Source organism: Bacillus sp. SRB_331 (assembly GCF_003264175.1).
Classification (GTDB): Bacteria; Bacillota; Bacilli; order Bacillales; family Bacillaceae_G; genus Bacillus_A; species Bacillus_A mycoides.
In genome coordinates, this window is record NZ_NADV01000032.1 from 65,191 (window position 1) to 72,984 (window position 7,794).

Annotated in this window: 6 protein-coding genes; all 6 read left to right on the forward strand. The window is 36.3% G+C overall.

Annotation, left to right across the window (positions count from 1 at the left end):
- The first annotated feature begins 141 nt into the window (after positions 1–141).
- Positions 142–1,845 (forward strand): ABC transporter substrate-binding protein, encoded by a 1,704-nt coding sequence (locus B5P42_RS22530; RefSeq protein WP_113735275.1) that lies wholly within the window; start codon positions 142–144, stop codon positions 1,843–1,845.
- Between the two features lie 242 nt (positions 1,846–2,087).
- Positions 2,088–3,803 (forward strand): ABC transporter substrate-binding protein, encoded by a 1,716-nt coding sequence (locus tag B5P42_RS22535; protein ID WP_113735276.1) that lies wholly within the window; start codon positions 2,088–2,090, stop codon positions 3,801–3,803.
- Positions 3,804–3,906: 103 nt separating this feature from the next.
- A complete protein-coding gene (locus B5P42_RS22540) occupies positions 3,907–4,863 on the forward strand; it encodes an ABC transporter permease (RefSeq protein ID WP_113735277.1) in 957 nt (318 codons plus the stop codon).
- A gap of 13 nt (positions 4,864–4,876) precedes the next feature.
- On the forward strand, positions 4,877–5,800 hold the full coding sequence (gene opp4C / locus B5P42_RS22545) for an oligopeptide ABC transporter permease (protein ID WP_016121366.1): 924 nt from the start codon (positions 4,877–4,879) through the stop codon (positions 5,798–5,800).
- Positions 5,801–5,810: 10 nt separating this feature from the next.
- A complete protein-coding gene (locus B5P42_RS22550; protein WP_002091396.1) occupies positions 5,811–6,791 on the forward strand; it encodes an ABC transporter ATP-binding protein in 981 nt (326 codons plus the stop codon).
- Entirely contained in the window at positions 6,788–7,753 is a 966-nt protein-coding gene (locus B5P42_RS22555; RefSeq protein ID WP_088293676.1) for an ABC transporter ATP-binding protein, read from the forward strand. The genes B5P42_RS22550 and B5P42_RS22555 overlap by 4 nt, the downstream gene beginning before the upstream one ends.
- Positions 7,754–7,794 lie beyond the last annotated feature (41 nt).

The following is a 7,794-nucleotide window of genomic DNA, read 5'->3' on the forward strand; positions in this document are numbered from 1 at the left end:
TAGCAAGGATTGACATAACTAGTGAAAAGGAATAATCTTGAAATTAATTCATACTATTTTTATGGGATAAATAAGGATGGTTACAGAAAGGATCTTTATGTTACTACTTAATTAGAAAACAAGAAAGTAAGGGTGAGAATTATGCGAAAGGTTTTTAAAGGGTTACTTTTTACGTTTCTTAGTACATCGGTTTTATTAGCAGGATGTGCTCAAGAAGAGACAAGTACAAATGAAGCAACAAAGATGCCGAAAGTAAAAGATGAGTTTATTAAAGCGAGTGACAAAGCAAAAAGTCCAGCAAAGGCAAAAGAAAGAAAGGATACCTTTGTAGTGGGAATGCCGAGCCCTGGCGGGATATTCCTTCCGCATTTTATGGAAAATGGGTGGGATGGTAATATAACACAAGCTATCTTTGCTCCTCTCGTTGGATTGGATAAGGAGGGGAAACCAATTCCAATTCTAGCGAAGAAATGGGATATTTCGGAGGATCAGCTTACATATACGTTTCATTTGAAAGATGGTTTAAAGTTTAGTGATGGTTCACCGTTAACAGCGGATGACGTAGCATTTACATTAACGTTATTGCATGATCCCACTTATAGTGGTGCAACGGACATAAGCCAAACAGCAATAAAGGGTGGGCAAGCATATAAAGAAGGAAAGGCTACATCTATTGAGGGGATTCAAGTCATCGATCCGAAAACAATTACGATTACAACTGAAAAGGTAAATGCCCAAACATTATCGTTAATTGGTGGAGAAGTTATATCAAAAGCTTATTACGGTAAAGAATATAAGCAAGGGAATTTAGAGTATTTAAAAGAGTTATATGGAAAACCGATGGGAGCAGGAGCTTATAAACTAGATAAATATATTCCAGGTCAAGAAGTTCGTTTTGTAGCAAATGAAAATTATTTTGAAGGTAAACCGAAGATTGAGCACTTTATTTATAAAATTACAAAAGGTGATACGAAGCTGCAACAATTTCAAGCGGGCGAAGTAGATTATGATGGCTTCACGACAAATGCGGAGACGATTGAACAATTAAAAGAGTTAGGCTTTGCTAATGTTAATGTGTATACGGGAAGTTCATACGGTTACATTAAAATGAATTATAAGAAGTCATACTTTAAAGATAAACGTGTACGCCAAGCGTTTATTTATGGATTAGAGCGTCAAAAGGTCATTGATACATATTTCCAAGGATACGCTTCACTCGTTAATGTACCAATTACACCAGTTTCGTGGGCGTATACAGAAGAAGGAATCAATAAATACGAATATAATTTAGAAAAGGCGAAGAAATTGCTCGATGAAGCTGGGTGGAAAGCTGGATCAGATGGTATTCGTGAAAAAGATGGCCAAAAATTGAAGGTAAGTTATTTTGCTTCTTCTGCAAGTAAAATCAATGATGTGATGATCCCCGTTATGAAGGAGGATTATAAAAAGATTGGGGTAGATTTCAATCCTGAATACATGGACTTTAATACGATGATTTCCAAGGTAATTAAGGGAGATTATGATTTAGCGATGGTCTCCACACCGATGATTGATGATCCGAGCGGAACAATTGAGGAGTTTGTTTCGACAAGTAAGCGTAATTATGATGGATATCATAATCCGAAAGTAGATGAATTAGCTAAGCAGGCATTAGAAACATTGGATATTGAAAAACGAAAAGAAATCTATAAAAAACTATATCAAGAGTTAAGTGAAGATCCACCTGTTATTTTCTTAAACAATAGTAAAGTCGTGTCCGCACATAATGCACGAATTCAAGGATTACAAGAAGATAATTATAATGGTATTTTGTTAAGTTTACCTAAATTGAATATTGCTCAATAATTTTTGGAGAATTCTCGAAATATTTATATAGAAATAATTGACAAAATATACTGAAAGATATAAGCTAATAACCATAAAGTCTACCGGAAAGGTCGGAATAAGATTGTTACCCCTCAAAAACAACTATTTTTTTATAACCAAAGCCGACTTTTCCGATTGGCTATAAAATGTTGCTGTGGGAGGCATACATTAGGCAAGCAGTTCATAAGGTGTAATTATTAAAAAAAGTTAGGGTGGGGACAATGAAGAAAAAGACAAAAAAATGGGCTGGTGTATTTTCGGTATTACTGAGTAGTTCGCTTGTGTTATCTGCTTGTGGGGGACAGGAGGATACGGCTTCTACAGAACCAGTAAAACAGCAAGATTTAAAAAATATAAAAGTTGAAAATATTGCTGCGACAGATAAGACGAAAGTACCAGATAAAGCGAAGAATAGAAAAGATACGTTAGTAGTTGGTATTAGTAAACCAGGCGGCGTATTTTTACCATATTTCCAACAAAATGGTTGGGATGGAAACGTCACTTCAGTTATTTTTGCATCTCTTGTATCTACAGATAAACAAGGAAAACCAACTCCAGAATTAGCTGAGAAGTGGGATATTTCCTCTGATCAGTTAACATATACATTCCATTTACGTAAAGATTTGAAATTTAGCGATGGTTCACCATTAACAGCAGATGATGTAGCGTTCACATTGACGCTTTTACATGATAAGGCATATGAGGGTGACAAAGACATTTCTCAATATGCTGTTAAAGGTGGTAAAGAATATAAAGAAGGAAAAGCAACTTCAATTGAAGGTATTCAAGTTGTTGATCCGCAGACAATTAAAATTACAACTGAAAAAGTTAATTCACAGGCACTAACAGCCTTAGGTGGAGAGGTATTATCAAAAGCTTATTATGGAAAAGATTACAAACAAAATACAAGCTTAGATTACTTAAAAGCGTTATATGAAAAACCGATAGCTGCGGGTCCATATAAATTTGAAAAGTATATCCCAGGGCAAGAAGTGCGATTTGTAGCAAATGAAAATTATTATGCGGGTAAACCAAAAATTCCAAACTTCATTTATAAAATTACTTCTGGTGATACGAAGCTTCAATTATTCCAAACAGGTGAGGTTGACTACACTGGCCTAGGTACTGGTGACGAAGTTCTTGAACAGGCTAAGGCTTTAGAATTTGCAAATATCCAAATCGAAACAGCAGCGTCATTTAGCTATATTTATATGAATAATAATAAGCCGTACTTAAAGGATAAAAAGGTTCGTCAAGCACTTATTTACGGATTAGATCGTAAAAAATATGTTGATACAGCATTGAAAGGATACGGTACGGTAGCTAATGTACCAATTCATCCAACTTCTTGGGCTTATACGGAAGAAGGAGTTAATAAATATGAATACGACAAAGAAAAAGCGAAAAAATTATTAGATGAAGCAGGATGGAAAGTTGGTTCGGATGGAATTCGTGAAAAAGATGGTCAAAAATTAAAGCTTTCTTATTTCGGCCCAAGTTCGGCTAAAGATAGCGATTTATTAATTCCGATTGCAAAAGAGAATTATAAAGAAATAGGTGTAGAATTTAACCCTGAATTTATGGACTTTAATACTATGCTTTCGAAGGTAAACAAAGGTGATTATGATTTAGCTTCTGTTTCGACACCAATTACAAGTGATCCGAGTGAAACAGCTGGTGAATATTTGTCGGGTGTCAATGAGAAGAGTCTTGGTTATAAAAATGCAAAAGTAGATGAGTTAATTCAAAAGGGTATTGAAACGGTAGATATTGAAAAACGTAAACCAATCTATAAAGAATTAAGTGATGATCCACCAGTAATTCTATTAAACTATCGTAGAACAATTACTGGTTATAACGGGAATATAAAAGGAATTGACCCTGAAAAATACAATAGTATTAGTGCAAACTTACCAGCTCTATCTATCGAAAAATAACGAGAAGAATGTATAAGTAGAAGACATTTTTTCATTCGGCAAGTAGTGTGCCGCTTTGAAAAAATGTTCTTCTATTTTAAGCATAAGATTGGAGAGAAAAAGGGTGAAAACATATATCATTCGTAGGCTGTTACAAATGATTCCTACACTGTTGGGGACATCGATTATTATCTTCTTCCTGTTCGCACTTCTTCCAGGAGATTATATTGATTCAAACCCGAAGATTACACCGGAAAGAGCAGCTGAACTTAGGGAATTGTATGGATTGAATAAACCAATTGTTGAGCGATATTTTCACTCGCTAGGTAATGCATTGCAGGGGGACTTTGGTTTTTCTCTTCAATATCAAGAATCTGTAACGTCATTATTAAATAAATTTATATGGAATTCGTTTATTGTTGCGATTATTGCATTGTTCTTTATTTGGCTAATTGCACTTATTATCGGTGTATTTTCAGCGACAAAGCAACATTCTTTATTCGATAAGCTTGTAACAATTGGTGTATTTGCAGCGATGTCATTTCCTTCATTCTTTATCGGTTTGTTTTTAATTAAAGTGTTTGCGGTTGACTTTAAGCTGTTACCGATAGGCGGGATGATTGATGTTGGGAGTAATTCAACTGGGCTTGCTTACGGAATAGAAGTTGCAAAGCATATGGTTTTACCCATATTTATTTTAACTCTTCTTGGAGTTGGCTCATTAACTCGTTATTTTAGAACGAGTATGTTAGAGGTTGTACGGCAAGATTACATTCGAACGGCTAGAGCAAAAGGTTTAAAGGAGAAGACCGTTATTTATAAACATGCATTAAAAAATGCAATTTTGCCGGCTATTACATTGCTTGCATTTGAATTACCAGGGTTGTTTTCAGGGGCAATTATTATAGAACAAATTTTCAACTGGCCAGGTATCGGTAATATTCAATTAGAAGCACTTAATTTTCGTGATTATACGGTATTAATGGCATTTACGATGTTTCTTTCGTGTTTGACAATTGTTTCAAACTTTTTAGCGGATATTGTATATGCAGTTGTTGATCCACGTATTCGGTTGAAGTAAGGGGGGGAAAGAGATGGAAACTGTTACAGCAACTACGGAAAAAAAAGAAAAAAAGAAAAGAAGGAATGGATCATCGCCGTGGAGGCAAGCTTTTAAAAGGATAAAGAAAAATAAAATGGCACTTATAGGATTTTACGCATTAGTTTTTATGTTTTTATTTTGTTTTATTGGTCCATTCTTTTCACCGTATGCATCAGGAAAAATACAAGTTACGTTAATTAACAAACCACCTAGTTTTTCTCATTGGCTTGGCACAGATCAATTAGGAAGAGACATTTTAACGAGGCTTATGCAAGCAGGACGGATTTCATTAACAATTGGCTTAGCCTCAATGGTGTTATCCGTTATACTAGGTGCTTTATTAGGAGCGATTGCAGGTTTCTACCGTGGTATCGTTGATAATATTATAATGCGTCTTGCGGATATTTTAATGTCGATGCCAGGATTACCGTTACTTATTATAATGGGAGCTATTTTATCAGAATGGAAAGTACCATCTGATTATCGTCTTTATGTCATTATGATCATTTTAAGTTTAGTAGGTTGGCCAGGACTTGCACGCCTCGTACGAGGTCAAATTTTATCGCTGCGAGAACAATCGTTTATGCAAGCTGCTGATGTACTCGGGATAAACGATTACCGGAAAATTGTATATCATTTAATCCCAAATGTTCTGCCGATATTAATTGTTGTATCCACATTAGGTGTTGCAGGTTCTATTTTAGGAGAGTCTGCACTAAGTTACCTAGGACTTGGCGTTGTCCCGCCTACACCATCGTGGGGAAATATGATTAGTGCAGCAAATTCATTAATCGATTTCCAAAAGCGTCCGTGGTTATGGATCCCGCCTGGTTTTGCAATCTTTATAACAGTTGTATCAATTAATATACTTGGCGATGCACTTCGTGATGCATTAGATCCAAAGATGAAGCGGTAGGTGAGAAAGCATGAGTAGAGCAGTAGTAGAGCTAAAGGATTTACAAACACACTTTCAGACGGAAGAAGGTACAGTAAAGGCTGTCAATCATGTTAGCTTTTCAGTTCGAGAAGGTGAAACAGTTTGTGTAGTAGGCGAATCAGGTTGCGGGAAAAGTGTAACGGCTTTATCTATTATGGGACTTATTGCTGAATCTGGCGGCATCGTTGGTGGTGATATTCTTTATGAAGGAAAAAGTCTTTTAGGAATGAAAGAGAAAGAACTTCGTAGTTTAAGAGGAAATGATATCGCGATGATTTTCCAGGAACCGATGACATCACTTAATCCGGTCTTTACTGTTGGAGAGCAAATTGTTGAGACGTTAAGAGAGCATGAACTACTTAGCAAAAACGAAGCATACAAAAAAGCAATTGAATTAATTCGTAAAGTTGGTATTGCTCGTGCTGATGAAATTGTCCATTCTTATCCGCACGAATTAAGCGGTGGTATGTTACAACGTATTATGATTGCTATTGCACTTAGTTGTAATCCAAAGTTATTAATTGCAGATGAACCGACAACAGCTCTAGACGTTACGATTCAAGCGCAAATATTAGACTTATTAAGACAAGTAAAAGAGGAATTTAAAACGTCCATTTTATTAATTACACATGATCTAGGTGTTGTAGCGGAAATGGCTGATTACGTTGTTGTTATGTATGGTGGAAAAGTTATTGAAGAGGCACCGGTACTAGAAATATTTCAAAATCCGAAACATCCATATACGCAAGGGTTGCTAAAATCAAAACCAGTAATGGGGAAACGAACAGATAAACTTTATTCTATTCCAGGGCAAGTTCCAAATTTAGTTGGCTTAGATGAGTTTTGCTACTTTAGTGGTCGCTGTGAACATTGCATGGAAATATGCAAAAATGAAGCGCCAAATCTTAATGTGCATGACGAGGATCATAAAGTAGCTTGTTGGTTATATGAGGAGCGTGCTGGGCAATGAGTGAACCATTATTAGAAGTGAAGAACTTAAAAACGTATTTTCCGATTAAGGGCGGCGTATTTAGTAGAACGATTGGACATGTGAAAGCGGTAGATGGGGTAAGCTTTACAATTGATAAAGGAGAAGTGTTTGGCCTTGTAGGAGAGTCTGGAAGTGGGAAAACGACGATAGGAAAAACAATTCTCCGTCTCGTTCAAAAAACAGAAGGTGAAGTGAAATTTAAAGGTCAAGATGTTCATGCTTTATCAAAAGAAGAGCTGAGAAAGCATCGTCCTAATATGCAGCTCGTCTTTCAAGATCCATTTAGCTCATTAAATCCAAGAATGAGAATTGGAGAAGCGCTTGGTGAGCCAATGTTGGCTCACGGACTAGCGACGAAAGAAAATGTCCGTGCAAAGGTGATAGAAGTATTGGAGTTATGTGGTTTAGCGCCGTATCATATTGACCGGTACCCTCATGAGTTTTCCGGTGGGCAACGTCAACGTATCGTTATTGCAAGGGCAATGGTATTAGATCCAGAATTTATTGTGGCTGATGAGCCTGTTGCGGCATTAGATGTATCTATTCAAGCGCAAATCATTAATTTATTTAGTGAATTACAGGAGAAAAAGGGATTATCCTATTTATTCATTTCACATGATTTAAGTGTTGTGGAGCACTTATGTACGAAAATTGGAATTATGTATTTAGGAACTATTGTGGAAACAGCACCACGTGATGAGTTATTTGCGAATCCACTTCATCCATATACAAAAGCATTATTATCAGCAGTGCCAATACCTGATCCAACGGTTAAGCGAGAACGGATTATTTTAGAAGGGGATATTCCAAGTCCGGCAAATCCGCCGTCAGGTTGCCGTTTTCATACGCGCTGCCCCTTTGCTACAGATGTTTGTAAAACGAATGTACCAGAATTTCGTAATGTGGGTGAAGATCATTTTGTTGCTTGTCACCATGTGTAAAAAAAGGACTCTTTCAAAAAGTGTGAACTGTACCCCGAATC

Bases quoted from the DNA above. Each gene is read 5' to 3' on its own strand.
- B5P42_RS22550 (WP_002091396.1), top strand. From the start codon at position 5,811: ATGAGTAGAGCAGTAGTAGAGCTAAAGGATTTACAAACACACTTTCAG.
- B5P42_RS22530 (WP_113735275.1), top strand. From the start codon at position 142: ATGCGAAAGGTTTTTAAAGGGTTACTTTTTACGTTTCTTAGTACATCG.
- opp4C (WP_016121366.1), top strand. From the start codon at position 4,877: ATGGAAACTGTTACAGCAACTACGGAAAAAAAAGAAAAAAAGAAAAGA.
- B5P42_RS22535 (WP_113735276.1), top strand. From the start codon at position 2,088: ATGAAGAAAAAGACAAAAAAATGGGCTGGTGTATTTTCGGTATTACTG.
- B5P42_RS22555 (WP_088293676.1), top strand. From the start codon at position 6,788: ATGAGTGAACCATTATTAGAAGTGAAGAACTTAAAAACGTATTTTCCG.